The organism is Caballeronia sp. LjRoot29, from assembly GCF_964252755.1.
Taxonomy (GTDB): Bacteria; Pseudomonadota; Gammaproteobacteria; order Burkholderiales; family Burkholderiaceae; genus Caballeronia.
This window is the reverse complement of record NZ_CAXUPU020000011.1, coordinates 1-21,290: the sequence shown is the minus strand read 5'-3', so window position 1 is coordinate 21,290 and position 21,290 is coordinate 1. Positions and strand designations below refer to the sequence as shown.

Here is a 21,290-nt window from a genome sequence, read left to right as displayed (position 1 = left end):
CAAGGTTTCTTCTACGCCTGACAGGACGACCCGCCCGGAAGTCTGAGATTCGCACCCCGCCAACGTTTCAATCGGCTAGTCGTTCTGACCGCGGGATGCATGGTCCAACGCGGCGTGAATGCGCCCGCCAAAGGCGTTGATACGAACCAGCAAACACCCCCACTTCTCCCGTTTCGTTCATCGAGAAATAAGTCGGTCGATGCAGGTCAGGATCGCTTTTTGCTGTGGCTGCCCGTTCGTCCAACTTATCGAGATGACCCTTCCGCGCGCTTACAATTATGCGTTCCGCGAATTTCAACCGATGGCAGGCGTGAATCTATCCGCTCAGTTAATCGCCAAGCCAGTCGCTAAACAAGCAGTCGTGGATCGCGCAATCGGGGCGACAAGGAATACGCGTTCCTGCCGCCCCGCCCGCACCGACGCTGCTCAACGCAACAAGGACGATCGTTTCATGGCCCGAGGCTCTTTGCCGCTTCCCCTCTGCTCCCGCCGCTCCCTTATGCCCTTCCGGCAACGCGATGTCGCGACGGCTTGCCGCCTGGCGCTGCTCGCGGGCGCTATCGGCCCCGGATGGACAAGCGCAGCCTACGCCACCGTCGCCGTGCTCCAGCCCGTGCGCGAAGCCGCTGCAGAACAACCGCTCGAACTGACCTTGCTTTATAGCGACGACGACAAGCAACCGCTTACCATCGATGTACCGAAAGCGCTCAACATCACGCTGACCAACGGCGACTTGCCGCCACAGCCACTGGCGTTGCAACGCGAAGGCAACGTCCCCGACCAGCTGACGCTGCGCCCCGGCCAATATCGGAAAGTTCGCTACGCCGCCCCTTGGCCCGACGCGGCGCGCGGCGTGATGAAGGTCGATCCGGTGGGCTTCGATTCATCCCCCATGCTGATCACCCTGAACCGCGGCAAGTCGCAGACGCAAGTGGTGGCGGCGGAAACCGCTGAGACGAAAGCGAAGACGCCGCAGCAATTGGCGAGCGCCGAGGCCGCGGCGAACACGTCGGCCGTTCCGACGAGCACGAGTGACCGCATGTTCAGCGGCCGGTTGTCGACCTTCGAACCGATGTATTTCGCCGATGGCCAGAACGGCGATAACCTCGCCAAATTCCAGTTCAGCTTTAAATATCGCCTGATCATGCCGGACGATCCCCGCTCGCGCGGCTTCCTCGACAACCTGTATTTTGCCTACACGCAAACGTCGATCTGGGACCTGTCGGCGGAATCGGCGCCTTTCCGTGACACGAGTTACGAGCCGCAACTGTTCTACTACCTGGAGAACACAGGTTGGAAAAGCTCGCTGTTTTCGCGCATGGGCGTAACCGCGGGTATCGGCCATGAGTCGAACGGCAAGAGCGGCGCGGATTCGCGCGGCATCAACATTGCGTTCGTGCGTCCGAGCTGGGATTTCGGCGATGTCAATTCGAACCACCTGACCATAGCGCCGAAAATCTATTACTACATCACGAAGAGCGGCAACGAAGATATCCAGGACTATCGCGGGTACGTCGACCTGCTCGTGAAGTACGGCAGCCCCGATGGCTGGCAACTCGCCACGACATTGCGCAAAGGCACAAAACACGGCTACGGCAGCGTGGACACCCAATTCACCTATCCGCTCGCCAAGCTGATCGGCAGCGCGTGGGGCGGCTATTTGTGGGTGGGCTATTTTAACGGCTACGGCGAAGACATTCTCGATTACAACCAGCGTAACCACTGGATCGCGCGGATCGGATACAGCATCGCGCGTTAAACTGAGGGCTTTTGCGCGGGCGCCGCAGGTTTTCACTGCATGCCGCGCCCGACTACAGGTGTTTTATGGCATCGAACCTTCATGATTTACCCGACAGCCCGTGCATCGGCGTCTGCTCGACCCTCTTCGACGATATCTGCAAGGGCTGTGGCCGCATGGCCGGAGAAGTCTCCAACTGGGTGTTTCTCAGCGACGCCGAGAAGCTCGCCATTTGGGAACGCATTACCCGCGAAGGCACTGCGATGCGCTTCACGCGGGACAAGGTTTGAGTTGCGGTTGAGTTGAGTCTTGGTCGCTTAGGCTGCCGTCGCAGGCCGGATATCCGCGACCAGCAAGTCGAGCAATTCACGCACGCTGCGAATGGCTGATCCGAACGGCAGCGCCTCGCGCCCCCGGAAGAACAATCCGTTCGCACGATCTCCACGCAGGGCCGCGGCGAGACGGGTATCGATACAAAAATGCCCGAACTTTTCGATACCATCGCGCAAACCACACGCCACGAGACAATTGAGGCCCGTGGGGCACTTTTGCTCACGCGAGCCAATTTTGTCGCGAATCCGTTGCTCATTGCGCATGTAGCGATCGAGCCATGGAGTTTTCACCGCGCGAGCCGGCAGGCCGGTCACACTCACGAATTCGACGATGTCTTCCGGCGTTGCATCGGCCAGAATGCGCTTGAACTCAGGATGCGCGTCACCCTCTTCAGTCACCGCGAACGCCGTGCCGAGTTGCACGCCTGACGCACCTGCCGCCAGCCAGCGACGCACCGCTGCATGCCCGTCGATACCACCCGCCACGATCAGCGGAATCTGCGTCCGGCCGATGCCGAGGGCATCGAAAGTCAGCATGGTTTCGTCGATCACACGGGCGAAGTCAAAGCGCTCGCTCGGAATATCCGCGACGCTTGCCACGCCAAGATGGCCGCCCGCATGCCCCGGATGCTCGATCACGATGGCATCGGGCAGACGATTTTTCTTGAGCCACTTTTTCAGCACCAGCGCGATGCCACGGCTGTCCGACAAGATCGGGATCAGCGCGATATCGACACCTTGCGTCAGGTCCGGCAGGTCCAGAGGCAGGCCTGCACCCATGACGATAGCGTCCGCGCCGCTGTTGCACGCCGTTTGCACCGCTGCCCCGTAGGACGACACCGCGCGCATGACATTCACGGCAATCATGCCGCGGCCCTCGCTAAGCGCCTTCGCAGCAATGATCTCGCGGCGCAACGCCGTCTGGTTGGCGGCTTCCAGGGTCGCCTGATCCGGATTCTGCTTGCATATTTCGAGCAGGTCGGGATGGTGATGCCGCAGGTCGATGCTGGAGATTGTTCCCATTGCACCCTCCCGGGCGACGGCGCCGGCCAGCCGGTGCGCGGACACACCCACGCCCATGCCTCCCTGCACAACAGGAAGCAAGGTGCGGCCGCGAATGGTCAGGGGGGTAAGAGGGGTCATCGAAGGTTCATCTCCAGAGTCAAAGTTTTGAGCTTGCAGGAGGTTGGACAAATTGATGTTGCTTTTTATCAAGCAAATTCGACTGTGCTGTATTTCAGTTTTCCGAACGTGCTTCGTTCCCGAAAACGCAAACGGCCCGCTTTCCTTACGAAGCGGGCCGTTTGCGTCGCTACTTGTTCCTCTAAATGTTTCTAAAGGCAAACTGCTGTATTGCTCGCGATGTAATGCACGCTCAATTAGTGAATCCCCTGGCTCGCCAGGAAATCCTCGTACGTGCCGCCGAAGTCGCGCAACGTGCCGTCGTTCTTCACTTCGATGATCCGGTTCGCCAGTCCATTCACAAACTCGCGGTCATGTGAAACGAAGATCAGCGTGCCATCGTATTTCTCCAACGCGATCTGCAGGGACTCGATTGACTCCATGTCCATGTGGTTGGTCGGCTCGTCCATCAACAGCACGTTCGGGCGCCCGAGCATCAGCTTGCCCCAGATCATGCGGCCCTTCTCACCACCCGAGAGCACCTTGACCGACTTCTTGATGTCGTCGGCGTTGAACAGCAAACGGCCCAACGTGCCACGGACCATCTGGTCGTCGTCGCCGTCCTGACGATACTGGTCAACCCAGTCGGTCAGCGTCTCGTCTTTCGGAAACTCTTCGTACGTGTCCTGAGGCATATAGCCGACCAGCGCGTTTTCCGCCCACTTGACCGTGCCTCCATCCAGTTCGATTGCGCCCTTCAGCGCGCGCAGCAACGTGGTCTTGCCCGCGCCGTTCTCGCCGATAATCGCAATCCGCTCGCCCGGCTGAACACTCAGATTGAAATGGTTGAAGATGGTGCGGTCATATTTCTTCGTGATGTTGGTCGCCACCACTGCGATGTTGTGCAGCTTTTTCTCGAAGTCGAAGCGAATAAACGGGTTCTGCCGCGACGACGGCTTGAACTCCTCGATCTTGATCTTCTCGATCTGCTTCGCACGGCTGGTCGCCTGACGCGCCTTCGATTTGTTGGCCGAGAACCGGCGCACGAAGTCCTGGAGGTCGGCCACTTTGTCTTTGGCCTTCTGGTTCGCATTCGCCTGACGCTCGCGCGCCTGGGCCGACGCCAGCATGTAGTCGTCGTAATTACCCGGGTACACCTTCAACGTGCCGTAATCCATGTCCGCCATGTGCGTGCAGACCTGGTTCAGGAAGTGTCGATCATGCGAAATGATCACCATGGTCGAGTTGTACTGATTCAGTATGTCCTCGAGCCAGCGAATGGAGGTGATGTCCAGGTTGTTGGTCGGTTCGTCGAGCAGCAACACATCCGGCTTCGAGAACAGTGCCTGCGCCAGCAATACGCGCAGCTTCCAGCCCGGGGCAACGTTGCTCATGGGACCGTTATGGTCTTCGATGGCAATGCCAATACCCAGCAACAACTCACCCGCGCGCGCTTCGGCCGTATAACCGTCGTACTCGGCGAACTTTGCTTCGAGTTCGGCGGCATGCATGTAGTCGTCGTCGGTCGCGTCGGGATTCGCGTAGATGGCATCGCGCTCGGACATCGCGCGCCACATTTCAGTGTGGCCCATCATGACGACGTCGATCACGCGCTGGTCTTCGTAGGCGAACTGATCCTGGCTCAATTTACCCAAGCGGATGTTCGGCTCCAGCATGACGGTGCCCGAGCTCGGCTCAAGGTCGCTGCCGAGGATTTTCATGAACGTGGATTTGCCGCAGCCGTTCGCCCCGATCAGGCCGTAGCGATTTCCTTCCCCGAACTTGACCGAAATGTTCTCGAAGAGGGGCTTCGGCCCGAATTGCATGGTGATGTTGGCAGTAGACAGCACAGCGCGTCCTTTTGAATGATGTACGGCGAAAAACCTGTAATTTTAGCAGTTTTTCGACGAATTGCGGCATCGCAGCGAAAAGCCGCACGCTTGGAGTGCGTAGACCGCTGCTTCCGCCGGTCCGCAAATGCCGCCGCAGGCGCCACGATGGCACCACGGTCGAGACTGCGCCAGGCGTTCCGGGCTGGTTGAACCTGCCCGGATCCGCTGGCGCCGCGCATCCCGAGCCTAGATGCGTTCCGCGATATACGCCTTCACCAGATCCGCCTCGGCCGCCAAGATATCGAATTTCTGTGGCAATGCTTCGATACCGATAAATGCCGCCGGCCGCTCTGGTTCGCGCTCGAGCGCTTCACGGATGGTCTCGCCGAATTTAATCGGCTGGGCAGTTTCCAGCACGATCATCGGCACGCCAGGTTTCAGGTGCTCGCGCGCAACCTTCAGGCCGTCGGCCGTGTGGGTGTCGATCATGGTGCCGTAACGCCTGAACGCGTCACGGATGGTGTCCACCCGGTCCGCATGGCTGCTGCGTCCCGACACGAAACCAAACTCCTTCACGCGCGCAAAGTCGCCGCTGGCCGCGAGGTCAAAACCACCCTTTTCTTCCACGTCGCGGAAAAGCTGAAGCACGCGTGCGGGATCGCGGCCGAGCAGATCGAACACAAAACGCTCGAAATTCGACGCCTTCGAGATATCCATGCTCGGGCTGGTCGTGTGATACGTCTCGGCCGCCGTGCGCACGCGATAAATCCCGCTGCGGAAAAATTCGTCGAGCACGTCGTTCTCGTTCGTGGCGACAACCAGTTGCTCGATCGGCAAGCCCATCATCCGCGCGATATGCCCGGCGCAAACATTGCCGAAATTGCCCGATGGCACTGTGAACGAGACCCGCTCGGCGTTCGACTTCGTCGCGGCGAAGTAGCCTTTGAAATAGTAGACGACCTGCGCCACCACACGTGCCCAATTGATCGAATTGACCGTGCCGATCTTGTTGGCCGCTTTGAACGCGTGGTCGTTCGACACCGCCTTGACGATGTCCTGGCAATTGTCGAAGTTGCCGATTACCGCAAGGTTGAAGATGTTCGGATCCTGCAGCGAAAACATCTGCGCCGTCTGGAACGCGCTCATCTTCTGATGCGGCGACAGCATGAAAACACGCACGCCCTGTTTGCCGCGCATGGCGTATTCGGCCGCGCTGCCGGTGTCGCCTGAGGTGGCGCCAAGAATGTTCAGCGTCTGCCCCTGCTTGGCCAGCGTGTACTCGAACAGGTTGCCGAGCAACTGCATGGCCATGTCCTTGAACGCAAGCGTGGGACCGTTCGACAATTCCAGCAGCGAAACCGTCGTGCCGCCCTCTTCGCCCAGCGTTTTCAGCGGCGTGATCTGCGACGCGCTCTCGTGATCGCGAACGTTGCTGTAAGTGCTCGCCGTATAAGTGCGGCGCGTGAGCGAGCGCAGGTCATCGTCGGAAATGTCGTCGCTGAATTTGCGCAAGATTTCGTAGGCCAGATCCGCATACGAAAGCGTGCGCCATGCAGTCAGTTCCTGCGCCGTGACGCGCGGATATTCAGCGGGCAAATACAGGCCGCCGTCCTTCGCGAGACCGCCGAGCAGGATGTCGGAGAAAGTATGGCGCTCGCCAAAACCGGCGCCGCGCGTAGAGATGTAGTTCATATCAAAGCCCTAGTTCAAACCTTCCATGCGCAGCTTCGTCACTTTCGAGACCACGGTGGAAAGCGCCTCGATCTGCGTGATCGCCGCGTTGATTTCCCGTTCGACCGTTTCGTGCGTCAGCAGGATGATGTCGGTCTCGCCCTTGTCCTCACCGTCGACATGCTCGGATTCCTTCTGCAGCAACGCGTCGATGGAAATGACCTTGTCGGCGAGGATCCGCGTGATGTTGGCGAGCACGCCCGTGACGTCGGCCACGCGCAGGCGCAGGTAGTAGCTGCTCGTCACTTCTTCGATCGGCAGGATCGGCGTGTTGGCCAGGCTGTCCGGCTGGAACGCCAGATGCGGCACGCGATGTTCCGGGTCGGCCGTATGCAGGCGTGTAACGTCCACGAGATCGGCGACTACCGCCGACGCGGTCGGCTCGGCGCCCGCGCCCTTGCCGTAATAGAGCGTGGTGCCCACCGCATCGCCGTGGACGACCACCGCGTTCATCGCGCCTTCCACGTTCGCCAGCAGGCGTTTTGCCGGAATCAGCGTGGGATGCGTGCGCAACTCGATGCCCTTCTCCGTGCGGCGCGCAATACCCAGCAGCTTGATTCGGTACCCGAGTGCCTCGGCATAGCGGATATCAATGGCGTCGAGCTTGCTAATCCCTTCCACGTAAGCCCGGTCGAATTGCACGGGCACGCCGAACGCTATGGCGCTCATGATCGTGACCTTGTGCGCCGCGTCCACGCCTTCAATGTCGAAGGTCGGATCAGCTTCGGCATAACCCAGTTCCTGGGCCGCTTTCAGCGCGGTCGCGAAGTCGAGTCCGCGGTCGCGCATCTCCGAGAGAATGTAGTTCGTCGTGCCGTTGATGATGCCCGCGATGTACTGGATCCGGTTCGCCGTCAGCCCTTCGCGCAGCGCCTTGATGATCGGAATGCCGCCCGCGACCGCGGCTTCGAACGCGACCATCACGCCCTTCTTGCTGGCCGCTTCGAAAATCTCGCTACCGTGCACGGCGAGGAGCGCCTTGTTTGCCGTCACCACGTGCTTGCCGTTTGCAATAGCGCGCAGCACCAGTTCGCGCGCAACGCCCGTACCGCCAATCATCTCGGCGACGATGTCGATGGAAGGATCGTCAACGACCGCGTTGAAGTCGGTCGTGACGTCGATACCTTCGGCGCCCTGCACCTTCGACGGCGTGCGCACCGCGATGCGCGTAATTTCGATGCCCCGTCCGGCGCGCCGTTTGATTTCTTCCTGATTGCGGCGCAGCACCGTGAAGGTGCCGCTGCCGACGGTGCCGAAGCCCAGCAGGCCAACTTTGATCGGTTCCATTGCAGCGTGAGTCTTATAAGAGAGGTTTAGACAGAGTGACGTTTTCGATAACCATCGAGAAAGCGCGCGATACGGTTGATGGAGTCAGCAAGATCATCGACGTTCGGCAGGAACACCACCCGAAAATGATCGGGCGTCGGCCAGTTGAAGCCGGTGCCCTGCACAAGCAGCGTGCGTTCTTCGAGCAGCAGGTCCGTAATGAACTGCTGGTCATCGACGATCGGATACATCTTCGGGTCGAGCTTCGGGAACATGTACAGCGCCGCCTGCGGCTTCACGCAAGTCACGCCGGGAATGGCGGTAAGCATGTCGTAGGCGAGTTCCCGCTGCTTGAACAGGCGCCCGCCCGGCACGATCAGGTCGTTGATGCTCTGGTAACCGCCGAGCGCCGTCTGGATGGCGTATTGCCCGGGCACGTTCGCGCACAGGCGCATGGAGGCCAGGATGCCGAGCCCTTCCATATAGTCATGGGCAATGCGGCGGTTCTCACCCGTCAGCCCCGAGATGAACATCCAGCCCGCGCGATATCCGCAGGCCCGGTAACTTTTCGACAAGCTATTGAACGTGACCGTCAGCACGTCGTCGGACAGCGCCGCGACCGCCGTGTGCTTGCGGCCGTCATAGACGATCTTGTCGTAGACCTCGTCAGCAAAAATAATCAGGCCATGCTTGCGCGCAATCTCGATCATGTCCTTTAGCAACTCGTCCGAATACAGCGCGCCGGTCGGATTATTCGGGTTGATGATGACAAGCGCCTTCGTGCTTGACGTGATCTTCGAGCGCAGGTCGTCGAGATCGGGCATCCAGTCGGCAGATTCGTCGCAGAGATAATGCACCGGCGTACCTGCCGACAAGCTCACCGCGGCCGTCCACAACGGGTAGTCCGGCGCGGGCAGCAGCACTTCGTCGCCGTCGTTAAGCAAGCCCTGCATGGCCATCACGATCAATTCGGACGCGCCGTTGCCAATGTAGATGTCGTCCAGCTCGACGCCTGCCACGCCCTTCTGCTGGGAGTAATGCATGATCGCCTTGCGCGCGGCGAACACGCCTTTCGAGTCCGAATACCCCGACGAAGTAGGCAGGTTGCGGATCATGTCCTGGATGATTTCGTCCGGCGCGTCGAAGCCGAAGGCAGCCAGGTTGCCAATATTGAGCTTGATGATCCGGTGGCCCTCGTCCTCCAGCCGCTTCGCGTGCTCGAGCACGGGACCGCGGATGTCATAACAGACGTTCTGTAATTTATTGGATTTTAGAATCGGTTTCACGGCAGGAAAGCTCACTGGGTTACTGAAATCAGGCTCTGGATCAGGGAAAACGACAAATAAAATTGACAAGTCAGGTCCGCGGACCCGCCACAACGCTGGCAACGCCGTTATTTTTGCCCGGCGCTTCGGACGCGGAGCGTGAAAATACGTCGAACCGAGTCCTTGAGCGAGACATTAAACGGACCGGACACCGCGCGGAAACCCTGAGTAGCAACGCGGAACAGGCAGTCTAGCGAAAATGCGTCGGATAGAGGCAGGTTTGGGCGGAATCGTGTGAGCTTATGGCCATCAGGCCAAGGCAAAACGCCCGATTGCGTGTCGGCAAGCAGCTTGTGGCGGCACGCGATGCATCGCGCCGCCCGGGCTCGCAACCCGCTGGCGGCTTAAAAGTTATAATTTAGCGGATTATCCGTGGCTTTCGCAATGCGCCACCGGTAAAACGCGTGCACATCGGCTTCATTAGGGTGCTCGCGTGAACCGATGAAGGCTGCGTTGCGCGCCGGGCCTCCTCTTTGTCACAGGCCGCTCGCCCAGTCACCTTTCGCCATCAACTTGCCTGTCGGAATACCGATTTGAAATTACACCAGGAAGCCAGCGGCGCGCTCAATACCATCACGAGTTACGGCGCCGATTACGTCGCGATCAATCTGCAACGCCACGAAGGCAGCATCATCGTGATGCCGGAAACGCCGGTGATCGCGTGGCCGGTGTCGTCGTTCGAGGCGCTGACCCCGGAAGATTTTGACGCGCTCATCGCGGTCGGACCTGAAGTCGTCGTGTTCGGCAGCGGCGCGCGCCTGCGTTTTCCGCATCCACGGCTTATCGCCAGGCTCTCCCAGCAACGCATTGGCGTGGAGACGATGGACTTCGGCGCCGCATGCCGTACTTACAACATTCTCATGTCGGAAGGCCGCCGGGTTGCGGCTGCGCTGCTGATCGAAACGTAGTCCCGGCTGACCGATGGAGGCCGGCACGAACGGCCACATCAACGCTTCAACACGGATTCACTGCGCCAGTGCGATAAACTGCCGCCCGGCGTCGATATCGGTACGGCTATCGGCAACGGTAGCGCCTGTTTTCTGCGCACCGCAGGTCGACGCACTGGTCCCTTGAGCGCCCGCCGCATGACGAGGTGCACAAGGACTGGCCGTCTGGCTGACTTGTGCGTTTGGTCGAAGCAGCGGAATCTGCATGGGCTGACGCGCCGAGGTCACCGGATAAGCCGCGCAGCTCGCCCCAAACGGGCCGAACGTGCGGAACCGGGCCAAATAAGCCGGCCTTAAGCCTCAATGAGCCAAACTCGGGCCCCTCATGGATTTTGCTAGCGCCGCGAAAGTGGCATCGGACAGGTCAACCCTCATGAACGATACGCCTTCCCGGCTACCGCTCACCCGCCTCTCGCTTCTCTTGCTGATCGCGGCACTTGCCGTGATCTGGTTCGCGCCGCTGGGCCTGCGTCATCTTGTTCCAAGCGACGAAGGCCGTTACGCCGAAATGGCGCGCGAAATGTTCGTGACCGGCGACTGGATCACGCCGCGCTACAACGGCTACAAGTATTTCGAAAAACCCCCGCTGCAAACCTGGGCGAACGCCCTGACGTTCGCATGGTTCGGCATCGGCGAATGGCAAGCCCGCCTTTATACGGCGCTAACAGGCTTTGCCGGCGTGCTGCTGATCGGCTATACCGGCGCTCGCGTGTTCAACGGAGTGACGGGGCTTTGCGCGGCCGTGGTGCTCGCGACTTCGCCGTACTGGAACCTGATGGGCCATTTCGATACGCTCGACATGGGCCTGTCGTTCTGGATGCAACTCACGCTCTGCAGCTTGCTGCTGGCGCAACGTCCGAACCTGCCGGCGCCCCAAGTCCGCTTTTGGATGTGGCTTTGCTGGGCCGGCATGGCGCTCGCGCTGTTGTCAAAAGGGCTGGTCGGCCTGATTCTTCCGGGCGCGGTGCTGGTGCTCTACACGTTGATCGCGCGTGACTGGGCGCTGTGGCGCCGGCTTTATATTGGCAGCGGGTTGATCCTGTTCCTGATCATTGCCGCGCCGTGGTTCGTTCTGGTCCAGATCAAGAATCCGGAGTTCCTGAATTTCTTTTTCATCGTGCAGCAGTTTGCGCGATACCTGACCCCCGAACAGAACCGGCCGGGTGCGTTTTACTACTTCGTGCCGGTGTTGATTGTTGGATTCCTGCCCTGGCTCTCGGTGACGTTCCAGAGCGTCCGGCATGCCCTGAAGGTGCCGCGCCAGCCGAACGGCTTCGCGCCTGTCACACTGCTTCTCGTCTGGACGGCGTTTATCTTCTTGTTCTTCAGCGCGTCGCATTCGAAATTGCTGTCGTATACCCTGCCGATCGCGCCTTCCATTGCGTTGTTGATCGCCATCTATCTGCCGCTGCTCACACGCGCCCAATGGCACAAGCATCTGACGGGGTACGCGGTGTTTCTGGTCGTGGCAGCGTTTGGCGCGATCTTTTTGGGCCGGATGGGCGGGGGTCACACGCCCAATGCGCTGTACAAGGAATTCCAGGTCTGGGTGTACGCCGCGCTCGCGGTGGCCTTCGTGGTCACGCTGGCTGCCATCTGGCTGAACCGGCGTAGTTCGATGGGTGGCGTGGTGCTGCTGGGAACTGCGTGGCTGCTCATGGGCACGATCGCCGGCACCGGCCACGATGTGTTCGGCCGCGAAAGTTCGGGCGTGCAGCTGGTGCCCGCGGTGAAAGCCGCCATGGCCCGATTGCCCGCCGACACGCCGTTCTACTCGGTCGCCAAGCTCGATCACACCATGCCGTTCTACCTCGGCCACACCATGATCATGGTGCAGGAGCCCGACGAATTGCAGTTCGGCGTCACGACGGAACCCCAGAAGTGGGTGCCGACCATCGACGAGTGGATTCAGCGCTGGGACGCGCAACGCTATGGTCTTGCGCTGATGCCGCCCGGCCGCTACGACGAGCTGCTGGCGAAGCAGGTGCCCATGCAGGTCATTGCGCGGGACGACCGAAGGGTGATTGTCGAGAAACCCCAACCTTGAAACAATGGCGCCGCGTGTTTGCCTGAGGACCGGCCGCCAGCGAAAACAGAAGCCGGAGACGCCTCCAAGCCTTATCGTTTTGCGGCGCTGCGCTAAAAAAATCCCTATTACGGCTCACGATGAACCCGATATCCTTCATTTGCATCATCACCGGCGTCATGCTGAACGCCGGTGCGCAGTTGCTGCTCAAAGCGGGCGTAAACGCCGTGGGTCATTTCGAATTCACCCCCGCGAACATCGTGCCGATCGGCTTCAAGATCGCGACGCAATGGCCAATCATCGGCGGACTGGCGTGCTACGTGATCAGCGTCTTCGTGTGGATCGTGGGATTGTCGCGGGTCGACGTATCAATCGCGTACCCCATGCTCTCGCTCGGTTACGTGGTGAACGCGTTCGCGGCGTGGTATTTATTTGGCGAAATCCTGTCGTTGCAGCGATTGGTAGGGATCGGCATTATCCTGATCGGCGTCGTGGTCCTGACGCGCGGTTGAGACAATTCATGTGGCCAGGCCACTTGAGCGAACCTGCCCGGCTGTCACCGTGTATCAAAGATCTCACCGTTCCTTTCCTTCGCAGAGCTTCCATGACCCAGAACGTGCCTTCTAATACGCTTCCCTTTCTGCCTTTCGTACGCGCCGAGATCGACGAAGAGACGATTCAGGGCGTTGTCGACGTGCTGCGTTCAGGCTGGATCACGACTGGCCCGCAAAACCAGCAGTTCGAAGCTGAACTGTCCGCCTATTGCGGCGGCCGCCCGGTACGCACGTTCAATTCCGGCACGGCGACCATGGAGATTGGCTTGCGTATAGCAGGCGTGGGCGAAGGCGACGAAGTGATCACCACGCCCATGACCTGGGTCTCGACCAGCAATGTAATCATTGAAACAGGCGCTACGCCGGTGTTCGCAGATATTGACCCGGTCACGCGCAATATCGACCTGAATTTGCTCGAAAAGGCCATTACGCCACGCACCAAGGCAATCCTGCCGGTGTATCTCTCGGGTCTGCCCGTGGACATGGACCGGCTGTACGGCATTGCGCGCGAGCATGGGCTGCGCGTGATCGAAGACGCAGCCCAGGCATTTGGATCGTCGTGGCGCGGCCAGAAGATCGGCGCATTCGGCGACATTATTTCGTTTAGCTTTCACGCAAACAAGAACGTCACGTCAATCGAAGGCGGCGCGCTGGTCCTGAATAATGAGGAAGAAGCCGTGCTCGCACAAAAGTACCGGCTACAAGGCATCACGCGCACTGGCTTTGACGGCATGGATTGCGATCTCCTCGGCGGCAAATACAATCTCACCGATGTCGCCGCGCGCGTCGGCCTCGGCCAGCTCAAGCACGTGGAGCGCTTCACGGAACAACGCCGCGAGCTTGCACGCGCATACTTTGAGACTTTCGCAAACGGCGCGGCCGTGCGAACGGGCGTGCAATTGCCGGTGCCGAATTTCACCGACAGCAACTGGCACATGTTCCAGATCGCACTGCCGCTCGAGCGCTTGTCGCTGACTCGCTCGGCATTCATGGGCCTGATGAAGGAACGCGGCATTGGCACGGGCGTGCATTACCCGGCGCTGCATTTGTTCACGCTGTATCGTGGACGCGGATTTCACGAAGGCATGTTCCCGCACGCCGAAAAATACGGTGCATCAACGGTCACGCTGCCGCTTTTCACGCAGATGACCCAGGACGACGTGACCCGTGTCGTAGATGCAGTCAACGAAATCTGCGCGGCGCACGCGATTTAGCGCACTGGACGTGCACTGAAGGCATCGTCGGCACGCGGATGGCATAGCAAAACAAGAACCACATTTATCACCACGGACACCTAGCGGAACCATCGTCAACATGAGTCAAACGGATTTTCTGCCGACCGGCCCGGAATTAACGGTCGTGGTCCCGGTGTACAACGAAGAAGAAGGCCTCGCCGCCCTCTTCTCCCGCCTGTATCCCGCACTCGACGCGCTCGACACAACGTATGAAGTGATCTTCATCGACGACGGCAGCCGCGACAAGTCGGCGAGATTGCTCGCCCAGCAGTTTCGCGCGCGGCCGGACACCACGCGCGTGATCCTGCTCAACGGCAACTATGGCCAGCACATGGCCATTCTTGCGGGCTTCGAGCAATCGCGCGGGGAACGCGTCATTACGCTCGACGCCGATTTGCAGAATCCCCCTGAGGAAATTGCCAAACTGCTTCTGAAGATGCGCGAAGGTTTCGACTATGTCGGCACGATTCGCCAGCAACGCCAGGACAGTTTCTGGCGCAAGAAAGCGTCGCGCCTGATGAACCGGCTGCGCGAGCGCATCACGCGCATTCGCATGACCGACCAGGGGTGCATGCTGCGCGGTTACAGCAGGCACATCATTGACACCATTAACCGGTGCGGTGAAATCAACACCTTCATTCCGGCGCTGGCCTATACCTTCGCGCAGAATCCGATTGAAATCGATGTCGCGCATGAAGAGCGTTTTGCTGGGGAATCGAAGTATTCGCTGTACAGCCTGATCCGACTCAATTTTGACCTGGTGACCGGCTTCTCGGTCGTACCGCTGCAGTGGTTGTCGTTCATCGGCGTGATCCTGTCCGTGGGGTCCGCAGGCCTGTTCCTGCTGCTGTTGGTCCGACGCTTCATGTTCGGCGCGGAAGTCCAGGGTGTGTTCACATTGTTCGCTATCACCTTTTTCATGCTTGGCGTGATCATCTTCGCGCTTGGGCTACTTGGCGAATATATCGGCCGGATCTATCAGCAAGTGCGCGCGCGGCCGCGTTACCTGGTGCAAACCATCCTGGAAGAGCGCGACGGCAAACTCGCGCGAACCATGCCTCGCCAGGAAGCGGTAGCGGCAATCAGCCGCGAGGTCGATCCGCTATGAACGATGGGGTTGCCGTCACAAATGCACCCCGCGCGAAACCGCGTGCGGTCGTGTTCGCATATCACAACGTCGGCGTTCGTTGCTTGCAAGTCCTGCTCGCGCGCGGCGTTGAAGTCGCGCTGGTCATCACGCACGAGGACAATCCGGCCGAGAACATCTGGTTCGGCAGCGTGAAGTCGGTCGCGGAGGATCACGGCATCACAGTGATCACGCCAGCCGACCCCAAGTCGCCCGAACTGCATGACGCAATCAGCGAACTCGCGCCGGACTTCATTTTCTCCTTCTACTACCGGCACATGCTGCCGGTCGGCGTGCTCGCGCTCGCCGCTCGCGGCGCGTACAACATGCATGGTTCGTTGTTGCCGAAGTACCGGGGACGCGTGCCGACCAATTGGGCCGTGCTGAACGGGGAAACAGAAACGGGCGCGACGCTGCACGAAATGGCCGCCAAACCCGACGCAGGAGCAATCCTCGCGCAAACGCCCGTCCCCATTCTCCCCGACGACACCGCCTCGCAAGTCTTCGACAAAACCACCGTCGCCGCAGAACAAACCTTGTGGCGCGTGTTGCTGGCCCTGATCGCGGGCGAAGCGCCGCATTTGCCGAACGACCTGACGAAAGGCAGCTATTTCGGCGGCCGGAAGCCGGAGGATGGCCGTATCGACTGGTCGCAACCGGCACAGCAGGTCTACAACCTGATTCGCGCCGTCGCGCCGCCGTATCCGGGGGCTTTTACGGACATCGACCAGCAGCGGTTTATCGTCGCGCGGGCGCGTCTCGTGCCCGAAAACGGCTTGCCGGGCATCGCTGCCGAGAGCCTGCGTGAGCTGTCGAATTTGCCGCCTGGCCTGCACGTGAAGGATAATGCGCTGTTTGGCGTATGCGGCGACAGCCGCGTTGTCGCCATCCGTGAACTACGGCAACCATTCGTGGGCGAAAGCCAGACTCCCGCCGGCTGCGAACGCGTCATCAGTCCCGCCGAATTCGGCCGACTCACTCAATCAATTCCTCATTCATGAAAAAAGTCCTGATCCTGGGTGTCAACGGCTTCATTGGCCACCACCTCTCCAAGCGCATTCTCGAGACGACCGACTGGGAAGTCTTCGGCATGGACATGCAGCGCGACCGTCTCGGCGACCTCGCCCACCACGAGCGCATGCATTTCTTTGAAGGCGACATCACGATCAACAAGGAGTGGGTCGAATATCACATCAAGAAATGCGATGTGATCCTGCCGCTGGTCGCAATTGCGACGCCAGCCACCTATGTGAAGCAGCCGCTGCGCGTGTTCGAACTCGACTTCGAAGCGAACCTGCCCATCGTCCGTTCGGCTGTGAAATACGGCAAGCACCTTGTGTTTCCGTCGACGTCCGAGGTGTACGGCATGTGCACCGACGAGCAATTCGATCCCGAAGAATCGCAGTTGAGCTACGGCCCGATCAACAAGCCGCGCTGGATCTACGCGTGCTCGAAGCAGTTGATGGATCGCGTGATCTGGGGTTACGGCATGGAAGGCCTGAACTTCACGCTGTTCCGTCCGTTCAACTGGATCGGCCCGGGCCTCGACTCGATCTACACGCCGAAGGAAGGCAGCTCGCGCGTGGTGACGCAATTCCTGGGTCACATCGTGCGCGGTGAAAACATCAGCCTCGTCGATGGCGGCGCGCAAAAGCGCGCGTTCACGGATATTGATGACGGCATCGGCGCGCTGATGAAGATCATCGAGAACAAGAACGGCGTGGCGACCGGCAAGATCTATAACATCGGCAATCCGAGCAACAACTTCTCGGTTCGTGAACTCGCGCACAAGATGCTCAAGCTCGCGAACGAGATCAGCGAGTACGCTGAAAGCGCGAAGACGGTCCAGCTCGTGGAAACGTCCTCGGGCGATTACTACGGCGCGGGTTATCAGGACGTGCAAAACCGCGTGCCGAAGATCGACAACACGATCCAGGAACTCGACTGGAAACCCGTCGCCACCATGGACGACGCGTTGCGCAAGATTTTCGAAGCCTATCGCGGCGATGTAGGCACGGCGCGGCGCCTTGTCGAAGATCAGTCTTAAGGACGGCGCGTGGCTCGCATTGTTCTGAAAATCGACGTCGATACCCTGCGCGGTACGCGCGAAGGTGTGCCCAATCTCGCGCGCCTGCTCGACAAATACCACGCTCGCGCCACGTTCCTGTTCAGCCTCGGACCCGATCACACGGGTTGGGCGTTGCGCCGCGTGTTTCGCCCGGGGTTTCTCAAGAAGGTGTCGCGGACGTCGGTGGTCGAGCATTACGGCATCAAGACGCTCATGTATGGCGTGCTTCTGCCGGGACCGGATATCGGCCGTCGTGCGGTTGCGGAAATGCGCGCAGTCCACGAAGGCGGTTTCGAGTGCGGCATCCACACGTGGGATCACGTGTACTGGCAAGACAACGTCCGCGCCGGAAATCGCGAATGGACCACCGCGCAAATGCAGCGCAGTCACGCACGTTTCGCCGAGATCTTTGGCGCGCCGCCGGTTACGCACGGTGCGGCGGGCTGGCAGATGAACGGCTACGCGTTCGAACAAATCGATGCCTGGGGCATGAAGTACGCGTCCGACGGCCGTGGCCATACGCCCTACATTCCGGTGCTCGACGGCCGGGCGCTGAACCACATCCAGATGCCCACCACGCTGCCCACGCTGGATGAAATCCTGGGGGTGGATGGCGTCGACGTGAACAACGTCGCGGCGCATTTGCTGGGTCTCACGTCGAAGCAGGCGCACGACCAGGTCTACACGCTGCATGCCGAACTCGAAGGACAAAAGCTGGCCACGGTATTCGAGCAATTGCTGGCTGGCTGGAGTGCACAGGGTCACAGCTTCTGCACGATGGGCGACTATCATGCGACGCTGGACCGCGCGACGCTGCCCACGTACCCTGTCGCCTGGGGTGAGATTCCAGGTCGCGCGGGCGAGTTGATCCTTCAGCCGGACTAATACACTTCGGGCGAATTGAAGCACGTGGACGCCTGAAGCGTGTTTTGAGCTTGGAAGACCAGGTTATTTGCACTCGGGCCGCCGGACCGAATCCGGCGCCGCTGAGCCGGGCAAGCCGACCTTCACGACCCAACCTTGCCCAACGCTTTAAGCTTCTCCCGGATCCGCACTACTGTTCCAACATGCTCGTTCACCAGAAACTGGCGCACGAGCAACGCGTCACCCGATAAAAAAAGGAGAAACTTCGTGCCGATCGCAGTCGATCAAGCCGTTCCCGATTTCACCGCGCCCGCAACGGGCGGCGACTTTTCGCTGTCCTCGCTGCGAGGCAAGAAAGTCGTGCTATTTTTTTATCCGAAAGACAACACGCCCGGCTGCACAACGGAAAGCCTGCAGTTCCGTGATCTTTATGCCCAGTTCAAGAAGGCAGGCGCTGAAGTGATCGGCATCTCGCGCGACAGCGTGAAGTCGCACGACAACTTCAAGGCGAAGCTGGAACTGCCGTACACGCTGGTTTCCGATTCCGACGAAGCCATCTGCACGCTCTTCGGTGTCATCAAAATGAAGAAAATGTACGGCAAGGAAGTGCGCGGAATCGAGCGTTCGACCTTCCTGCTGGACGCGAACGGCGTGCTTCGCCGGGAGTTCCGTGGCGTAAAGGTTCCAGGTCACGTTGAGCAGATTGTGGAAGCTGTACAAGCGCTTTGAGGCACGATATATTGATTCGCAATGAGCGCTTGCCCTTCCCTCCATTTCTCTTTGCGTAGCGTCCGGTGTTTCGCGGTTTTCCCCGCGACCGGCACGGGGTTCCGCTACACGCCACGCCTGGAATCCCGGGGCGTGGCGGAAGTTGAAAGGCGCTTTGAAGCAGGCGCTGTCGAGCCGCTGGTCCCATCGTCCGGGACGGCGGCTTTTTTGTTTGCGGACGCTTCCTCTCCCGCAGCGTGCGCCCCTAGGGCGTCCCGCGCCGTCCGTGCGTTTCATGCCCGTTTTCTTCAGGACGCAACTTCCAAGGAGCCGATCGAAATCTAGGCGAACCGGCGTTTTCGAAACCGAAGCGCGTCTCCGGGCGCAAACTGCATCGACGTCCGGCCTTCTGGTCAAAACCTGAGGCCTGAAAGACCCAAGCAGGATGCGACAGGCGACGCACGACATACGATCCGAATCCTATCGAGGAAAACCATGCCTTTGCCTACCGCACCCGTCAAGCTCGGCAACCTCCTGCCGTCTGAAGAATACAAAGCCAAAGCCCGTCCTGCCCGATCATCGAAAAAGCAGGCAAGCGATGGCGATCTAGTTGAAACTGAAACCGATTTTGGCGCGAGCGTCGGTGCTTCGCGGCCTGCCGCCGCGAATACCGCCAATACGTTGCGCGCCATAGCCAGCGAAACGCTTGCGAACGCGGCCAAGGGCTCGGCGGTAGAAGCCTCCGACGCTGCACCCGCCGCGCGTACGCGCCGCACGAAACAAACGGCGGCGTTGCTGCAACCCGCTGCGACACCGGCCGAACAGGTCGAAACCGCGCAGCCGGCTGTCGCCCGCACGCCGGTCGAAGCGCGCACGCCGTCACGCTCCGAAGCGCCTGCCGCGCCCGTGGCTGCGGCGGCTCAACCGCACGGTCAGCAGAAGCGTCGCCAGCGCGGTCAGCCGGAAAACGAGATTGGCAAGCTGTTCGTGCTCGACACGAACGTGCTGATGCACGATCCGTCATCGCTGTTCCGGTTCGAGGAGCACGACGTCTATCTGCCCATGATGACGCTCGAGGAACTCGATAACCATAAAAAGGGCATGTCGGAAGTAGCGCGCAATGCGCGTCAGGTCAGCCGTACGCTGGATGCGCTGGTGGCGCATGTTGGCGAGATGTCGGCAGGCTTGCCGTTGTCCGCTCTGGGCAATCGCGATGCAACCGGCCGCCTGTACTTCCAGACCACGCTGACCGATATCGAGCCGGTCGAAGGCCTGCCGGTCGGCAAGGCTGACAACCAGATTCTCGGCGTGGTTCGCGCGCTGCAGAAGGAGCGGACGGATCGTCAGGTCGTGTTGGTGTCGAAAGACATCAACATGCGCATCAAGGCCCACGCGCTTGGCCTCCCCGCTGAAGATTATTTCAACGACCAGGTGCTGGAAGACAAGGACCTGCTCTATTCCGGCGTGCGTGCCCTGCCTTCGGACTTCTGGACGAAGCACGCTAAGGGCATGGAAAGCTGGCAGGACACGAAGACGGGCACGACGTATTACCGCGTGACCGGTCCGCAATGCGCGTCCATGCTGGTGAACGAGTTCGTTTATTTCGAACCGCAGAATGGCGAACCGTCGTTCTACGGTATCGTGCGCGAGCTGAACGGCAAGACGGCGCTGCTGCAAACGCTGCGCGATTACAGCCACCACAAGAACAACGTGTGGGGCATTACGTCGCGCAATCGCGAGCAGAATTTCGCGTTGAACCTGCTGATGAACCCGGACGTGGATTTCGTCACGCTGCTGGGTCAGGCCGGTACCGGCAAGACCTTGATGGCGTTGGCTGCCGGCCTCGCGCAAGTGCTCGACGACAAGCGTTATAACGAGATTATCGTCACGCGTGCGACTGTTCCGGTTGGTGAGGACATCGGCTTCTTGCCGGGTACGGAAGAAGAAAAGATGCAGCCCTGGATGGGCGCATTCGACGACAACCTCGAAGTCCTGCAGAAGACCGACGACGCTGCCGGCGAATGGGGCCGTGCCGCCACGCAGGAACTGATCCGATCGCGCCTGAAGGTGAAAAGCATGAACTTCATGCGCGGCCGGACTTTCGTGGACAAGTACGTGATCATCGACGAAGCGCAGAATTTGACGCCGAAGCAGATGAAAACGCTCGTCACGCGCGCCGGTCCGGGCACGAAGATCGTGTGTCTGGGCAATATCGCGCAGATCGACACACCGTATCTGACGGAAGGCAGTTCGGGACTGACGTACGTGGTCGACCGCTTCAAGGGCTGGACGCATAGCGGTCACGTCACGCTCGCGCGCGGCGAACGCTCACGTCTGGCGGATTACGCGTCCGAGATTCTTTAAGTTTTCGACATGCTTCGAAAGCCCGGCAAGCATCGCTTGCCGGGCTTTTTTG

Annotated in this window: 18 protein-coding genes; 12 read left to right on the top strand and 6 right to left on the bottom strand. The window is 60.1% G+C overall.

Annotated elements, in window-relative coordinates; genetic code table 11:
- The first annotated feature begins 499 nt into the window (after nucleotides 1-499).
- Nucleotides 500-1,759: a phospholipase A gene (locus ACSQ83_RS14560; RefSeq protein ID WP_436228628.1), complete on the top strand. Its 1,260-nt coding sequence runs from the start codon at nucleotides 500-502 to the stop codon at nucleotides 1,757-1,759.
- A 65-nt stretch (nucleotides 1,760-1,824) separates the two neighbouring features.
- Nucleotides 1,825-2,028 (top strand): DUF1289 domain-containing protein, encoded by a 204-nt coding sequence (locus ACSQ83_RS14555; protein ID WP_414948502.1) that lies wholly within the window; start codon nucleotides 1,825-1,827, stop codon nucleotides 2,026-2,028.
- 27 nt (nucleotides 2,029-2,055) lie between these two features.
- Here the strand turns inward: ACSQ83_RS14555 and ACSQ83_RS14550 are convergent, their stop codons facing one another.
- The 5 genes from ACSQ83_RS14550 to ACSQ83_RS14530 all read right to left on the bottom strand — a co-directional run bounded on the left by ACSQ83_RS14550 (nucleotide 2,056) and on the right by ACSQ83_RS14530 (nucleotide 9,307).
- Nucleotides 2,056-3,213, bottom strand: coding sequence for an NAD(P)H-dependent flavin oxidoreductase (locus ACSQ83_RS14550; protein ID WP_436228627.1), 1,158 nt, complete (start codon nucleotides 3,211-3,213; stop codon nucleotides 2,056-2,058).
- A gap of 236 nt (nucleotides 3,214-3,449) precedes the next feature.
- A complete protein-coding gene (locus ACSQ83_RS14545) occupies nucleotides 3,450-5,042 on the bottom strand; it encodes an ABC-F family ATPase (RefSeq protein ID WP_414948500.1) in 1,593 nt (530 codons plus the stop codon).
- 228 nt (nucleotides 5,043-5,270) lie between these two features.
- Nucleotides 5,271-6,716, bottom strand: a complete 1,446-nt coding sequence (thrC, locus tag ACSQ83_RS14540; protein WP_436228626.1) for a threonine synthase — start codon at nucleotides 6,714-6,716, stop codon at nucleotides 5,271-5,273.
- Between the two features lie 9 nt (nucleotides 6,717-6,725).
- Nucleotides 6,726-8,042 (bottom strand): homoserine dehydrogenase, encoded by a 1,317-nt coding sequence (locus tag ACSQ83_RS14535; protein ID WP_299707220.1) that lies wholly within the window; start codon nucleotides 8,040-8,042, stop codon nucleotides 6,726-6,728.
- A 26-nt stretch (nucleotides 8,043-8,068) separates the two neighbouring features.
- Entirely contained in the window at nucleotides 8,069-9,307 is a 1,239-nt protein-coding gene (locus ACSQ83_RS14530) for a pyridoxal phosphate-dependent aminotransferase (protein WP_414948498.1), read from the bottom strand.
- A 572-nt stretch (nucleotides 9,308-9,879) separates the two neighbouring features.
- On the opposite strand from ACSQ83_RS14530, the gene ACSQ83_RS14525 reads away from it, so the two are divergent.
- Complete coding sequence (locus ACSQ83_RS14525; protein ID WP_436228625.1) at nucleotides 9,880-10,254, top strand: Mth938-like domain-containing protein; 375 nt, start codon at nucleotides 9,880-9,882, stop codon at nucleotides 10,252-10,254.
- Between the two features lie 57 nt (nucleotides 10,255-10,311).
- Here the strand turns inward: ACSQ83_RS14525 and ACSQ83_RS14520 are convergent, their stop codons facing one another.
- The gene (locus ACSQ83_RS14520; RefSeq protein WP_414948496.1) at nucleotides 10,312-10,575 is read right to left on the bottom strand and encodes a hypothetical protein; all 264 of its coding nucleotides are present in this window, start codon (nucleotides 10,573-10,575) and stop codon (nucleotides 10,312-10,314) included.
- Between the two features lie 91 nt (nucleotides 10,576-10,666).
- On the opposite strand from ACSQ83_RS14520, the gene ACSQ83_RS14515 reads away from it, so the two are divergent.
- From ACSQ83_RS14515 to ACSQ83_RS14475, 9 genes are all read left to right on the top strand, one after another.
- The gene (locus ACSQ83_RS14515) at nucleotides 10,667-12,340 is read left to right on the top strand and encodes a glycosyltransferase family 39 protein (protein WP_436228624.1); all 1,674 of its coding nucleotides are present in this window, start codon (nucleotides 10,667-10,669) and stop codon (nucleotides 12,338-12,340) included.
- A 119-nt stretch (nucleotides 12,341-12,459) separates the two neighbouring features.
- The gene (locus ACSQ83_RS14510) at nucleotides 12,460-12,831 is read left to right on the top strand and encodes an SMR family transporter (RefSeq protein WP_089159042.1); all 372 of its coding nucleotides are present in this window, start codon (nucleotides 12,460-12,462) and stop codon (nucleotides 12,829-12,831) included.
- Between the two features lie 92 nt (nucleotides 12,832-12,923).
- Complete coding sequence (locus ACSQ83_RS14505; RefSeq protein ID WP_436228623.1) at nucleotides 12,924-14,087, top strand: DegT/DnrJ/EryC1/StrS family aminotransferase; 1,164 nt, start codon at nucleotides 12,924-12,926, stop codon at nucleotides 14,085-14,087.
- A gap of 100 nt (nucleotides 14,088-14,187) precedes the next feature.
- Nucleotides 14,188-15,216, top strand: coding sequence for a glycosyltransferase (locus tag ACSQ83_RS14500; RefSeq protein ID WP_414948493.1), 1,029 nt, complete (start codon nucleotides 14,188-14,190; stop codon nucleotides 15,214-15,216).
- Entirely contained in the window at nucleotides 15,213-16,235 is a 1,023-nt protein-coding gene (locus ACSQ83_RS14495) for a formyltransferase (RefSeq protein WP_436228622.1), read from the top strand. Before ACSQ83_RS14500 ends, ACSQ83_RS14495 begins: the two co-directional genes overlap by 4 nt.
- Nucleotides 16,232-17,281 carry a bifunctional UDP-4-keto-pentose/UDP-xylose synthase gene (locus ACSQ83_RS14490; protein WP_414948491.1) on the top strand — a complete coding sequence of 350 codons (1,050 nt, stop codon included), beginning with the start codon at nucleotides 16,232-16,234 and terminating at the stop codon, nucleotides 17,279-17,281. The genes ACSQ83_RS14495 and ACSQ83_RS14490 overlap by 4 nt, the downstream gene beginning before the upstream one ends.
- 9 nt (nucleotides 17,282-17,290) lie before the next feature.
- Complete coding sequence (locus ACSQ83_RS14485) at nucleotides 17,291-18,187, top strand: polysaccharide deacetylase family protein (RefSeq protein ID WP_436228621.1); 897 nt, start codon at nucleotides 17,291-17,293, stop codon at nucleotides 18,185-18,187.
- A 246-nt stretch (nucleotides 18,188-18,433) separates the two neighbouring features.
- On the top strand, nucleotides 18,434-18,895 hold the full coding sequence (locus ACSQ83_RS14480) for a peroxiredoxin (protein ID WP_414948489.1): 462 nt from the start codon (nucleotides 18,434-18,436) through the stop codon (nucleotides 18,893-18,895).
- Between the two features lie 474 nt (nucleotides 18,896-19,369).
- Nucleotides 19,370-21,238, top strand: coding sequence for a PhoH family protein (locus ACSQ83_RS14475; RefSeq protein ID WP_436228620.1), 1,869 nt, complete (start codon nucleotides 19,370-19,372; stop codon nucleotides 21,236-21,238).
- The last annotated feature ends 52 nt before the right edge of the window (nucleotides 21,239-21,290 follow it).

What these genes read in the sequence shown, in the direction of transcription:
- ACSQ83_RS14560 (WP_436228628.1), top strand. Translation starts at nt 500, where the DNA reads ATGCCCTTCCGGCAACGCGATGTCGCGACGGCTTGCCGCCTGGCGCTG.
- ACSQ83_RS14555 (WP_414948502.1), top strand. Translation starts at nt 1,825, where the DNA reads ATGGCATCGAACCTTCATGATTTACCCGACAGCCCGTGCATCGGCGTC.
- ACSQ83_RS14550 (WP_436228627.1), bottom strand. Translation starts at nt 3,213, where the DNA reads ATGACCCCTCTTACCCCCCTGACCATTCGCGGCCGCACCTTGCTTCCT.
- thrC (WP_436228626.1), bottom strand. Translation starts at nt 6,716, where the DNA reads ATGAACTACATCTCTACGCGCGGCGCCGGTTTTGGCGAGCGCCATACT.
- ACSQ83_RS14535 (WP_299707220.1), bottom strand. Translation starts at nt 8,042, where the DNA reads ATGGAACCGATCAAAGTTGGCCTGCTGGGCTTCGGCACCGTCGGCAGC.
- ACSQ83_RS14515 (WP_436228624.1), top strand. Translation starts at nt 10,667, where the DNA reads ATGAACGATACGCCTTCCCGGCTACCGCTCACCCGCCTCTCGCTTCTC.
- ACSQ83_RS14510 (WP_089159042.1), top strand. Translation starts at nt 12,460, where the DNA reads ATGAACCCGATATCCTTCATTTGCATCATCACCGGCGTCATGCTGAAC.
- ACSQ83_RS14505 (WP_436228623.1), top strand. Translation starts at nt 12,924, where the DNA reads ATGACCCAGAACGTGCCTTCTAATACGCTTCCCTTTCTGCCTTTCGTA.
- ACSQ83_RS14500 (WP_414948493.1), top strand. Translation starts at nt 14,188, where the DNA reads ATGAGTCAAACGGATTTTCTGCCGACCGGCCCGGAATTAACGGTCGTG.
- ACSQ83_RS14495 (WP_436228622.1), top strand. Translation starts at nt 15,213, where the DNA reads ATGAACGATGGGGTTGCCGTCACAAATGCACCCCGCGCGAAACCGCGT.
- ACSQ83_RS14490 (WP_414948491.1), top strand. Translation starts at nt 16,232, where the DNA reads ATGAAAAAAGTCCTGATCCTGGGTGTCAACGGCTTCATTGGCCACCAC.
- ACSQ83_RS14475 (WP_436228620.1), top strand. Translation starts at nt 19,370, where the DNA reads ATGCCTTTGCCTACCGCACCCGTCAAGCTCGGCAACCTCCTGCCGTCT.